The 2,560-nt window shown below is 71.9% G+C and carries 3 protein-coding genes; 2 read left to right on the forward strand and 1 reads right to left on the reverse strand.

The annotated features are described in order from the left end of the window. Positions 1 to 3 precede the first annotated feature (3 nt). The gene (locus ACFVS6_RS42880; RefSeq protein WP_389711963.1) at positions 4 to 618 is read right to left on the reverse strand and encodes a TetR/AcrR family transcriptional regulator; all 615 of its coding nucleotides are present in this window, start codon (positions 616 to 618) and stop codon (positions 4 to 6) included. A gap of 123 nt (positions 619 to 741) precedes the next feature. Between ACFVS6_RS42880 and ACFVS6_RS42885 the strand changes: the two genes are divergently transcribed. Together ACFVS6_RS42885 and ACFVS6_RS42890 are read left to right on the forward strand one after the other, a co-directional pair. Beyond that, positions 742 to 1,686: an ABC transporter permease gene (locus ACFVS6_RS42885; protein WP_389711964.1), complete on the forward strand. Its 945-nt coding sequence runs from the start codon at positions 742 to 744 to the stop codon at positions 1,684 to 1,686. After that, complete coding sequence (locus tag ACFVS6_RS42890) at positions 1,679 to 2,500, forward strand: ABC transporter ATP-binding protein (protein WP_389711965.1); 822 nt, start codon at positions 1,679 to 1,681, stop codon at positions 2,498 to 2,500. Before ACFVS6_RS42885 ends, ACFVS6_RS42890 begins: the two co-directional genes overlap by 8 nt. Positions 2,501 to 2,560: the final 60 nt, after the last annotated feature.

Raw genomic sequence — 2,560 nt, forward strand, 5'->3', positions numbered from 1 at the left:
CGGTCAGGCGGCCCGCAGGCCGGCGACCACCGAGCGGGCCAGGTCGTCCAGGTAGCCCGCCGGCACCTCGTCCCTTACGACCACCTGGCGCCAGTACAGCGGGCCGATGGCCAGGTCCAGGGCCCGGTCGGGGGTCGCCGACTCCGACAGTTCGCCGCGCGCGACCGCCTCGGCGACGATCCCCTCGGCGAGCCTGCGCTGGCCCTCCAGGATCGCTCCGCGCACCGCGTCCGCGATCTCGGGGTTGCGCGCGGCCTCGACCAGCAGGTCGGGGATGACCGCCGAGGCGACCGGGTGGCGCAGCACGTGTGACATCACCTCCAGCAGGGCCCGTACGTCCCCGTGCAGCGAGCCGGTGGCCGGTACCGGCAGGCCGTCGGCGGCGAAGGCGCCGACGAGGTCCAGGACCAGGTGGAGCTTCGACTTCCAGCGGCGGTAGACGGCTGTCTTGCCGACCCCGGCGCGGCGGGCGATGCCCTCGATCGACATGCGGGCGAAGCCCACGGCGGCCAGTTCCTCGACCACGGCCGCCCGGATCGCCTCGGTGACGTCCTCGCGCAGGACTGCGGCCCCCGCGGGGGCTCGGCGGGCGGGGCTGGCGGCGGGGTCGGAAGTCATGCACCGAGCATAGCCGCGCACGCCGCCACCCCCACGTCACGACGATACGGTTGCGTTCCGACGCCGATCGGCCTAACCTCCACGTAGCGACGATACGGAACCGTTCCGTCGTCATCCGACGCCATGCCCCCGTCGAAAGCGACTCCCGTGACCGCGACCCCCGTGACCACCGTGACCGCCCCGGCGTCGCACGCCCCGCCGCCCACCCCGGCCGAGCTGGCCGCGACCCACGGGCTGACCGTCAGCGGCGCCCGCCCCTCCCTCCCCCGGTACGTCGCCCAGCTCTGGGACCGCCGCCACTTCGTGACGGCGTACGCCACCGCCCGCATGCACGCCACGTACAGCACGGCCAAGCTCGGGCAGGTCTGGCACCTGGTGACCCCGCTGCTCAACGCGGCCGTCTACTACTTCATCTTCGGCATCGTGATGCGGGCCGGGCACGCCGTGCCCGACTACCTGCCGTTCCTGATCACCGGCGTGTTCGTGTGGGACTTCATCGGCAGTTCCATCAACGCCGGCACCCGCGCCGTCCACGGCAACCTCGGCCTGGTGCGCGCCCTGCACTTCCCGCGCGCCAGCCTGCCCCTGTCCTCCGTCGTCCAGCTCTTCCAACAGCTGCTCGTCACGATGGCCGCGCTGGTCGTACTGCTGCTGGCCTTCGGCCAGACCCCCGCCTGGTCCTGGTTCCTCGCCGCCCCGACGCTCCTCCTGATGGCGGTCTTCTGCGCCGGCTGCGCCATGGTGATGGCGCGCATCGGCAGCAAGAACCCCGACGTCAGCCAGCTGATGCCGTTCGTCCTGCGGACCTGGATGTACTCCTCGGGCGTCATGTGGTCGATCGACAGCTTCCTGAAGGCCGACGACCTGCCGCACTGGGTGCTGCTGGCGCTCAAGGCCAACCCGGCAGCCGTGTACATCGACCTGATGCGCTTCTCCCTGATCGACAGCTTCGGGACCGGTTCCCTGCCCCACCACGTCTGGCCGATCGCCATCGGCTGGGCCCTGCTCGCCGGCGTCGGCGGGTTCGTCTACTTCTGGAAGGCAGAGGAGGAGTACGGCCGTGGCTGACACCTCGACCAGCACCGCACCCGCACCCGCACGGACGGCCCCGCCCGTGCCCGGCGACCGCGTCCCCACCGTCATCGCCGACGACGTGCACGTCGTCTACAAGGTCCAGGGATCCGGCGCCCGCAAGGGCGGCGCCACCGCCGCCCTCAGCCGGATCTTCTCCCGCGGCCCGACCCCCGGCGTCCGCGAGGTGCACGCCGTCAGGGGCGTCACCTTCACCGCGTACAAGGGCGAGGCCATCGGCCTCATCGGCTCCAACGGCTCGGGCAAGTCCACCCTCCTGAAGGCCATCGCCGGACTCCAACCGGTGGCCGCGGGCACCGTGTACTCCCACGGCCAGCCCTCGCTCCTCGGGGTGAACGCCGCCCTGATGAACGACCTCACCGGCGAACGCAACGTGGTCCTCGGCGGCCTCGCGATGGGCATGACCCGCGAACAGGTGCGCGAGCGCTACCAGGACATCGTCGACTTCTCCGGCATCAACGAGAAGGGCGACTTCATCGGGCTGCCCATGCGCACCTACTCCTCCGGCATGGGCGCCCGGCTGCGCTTCTCCATCGCCGCCGCCAAGGACCACGACGTCCTGATGATCGACGAGGCCCTCGCCACCGGCGACGCCGCCTTCCAGCGCCGCAGCCAGGCCCGCATCGAGGAACTCCGCGAGCGCGCCGGCACCGTCTTCCTCGTCAGCCACGGCATCGGCACGGTCCGCGAGACCTGTGACCGGGCGATCTGGCTGGAATCGGGCGTGCTGCGCATGGACGGTCCGTCCGCCGAGGTCTGCGACGCCTACGAGGCGTTCACCCGCGGCTAGGCCCTCCCACGGGCGAAGGCCCCGGTTCCCGGACGTCGTCCGGGAACCGGGGCCTTCGCC

The organism is Streptomyces sp. NPDC057939, assembly GCF_042887545.1.
Lineage (GTDB): Bacteria > Actinomycetota > Actinomycetes > Streptomycetales > Streptomycetaceae > Streptomyces.

Excerpts from the sequence above, each read along its gene's own strand:
- ACFVS6_RS42880 (WP_389711963.1), bottom strand. The coding sequence starts at position 618 with ATGACTTCCGACCCCGCCGCCAGCCCCGCCCGCCGAGCCCCCGCGGGG.
- ACFVS6_RS42885 (WP_389711964.1), top strand. The coding sequence starts at position 742 with ATGCCCCCGTCGAAAGCGACTCCCGTGACCGCGACCCCCGTGACCACC.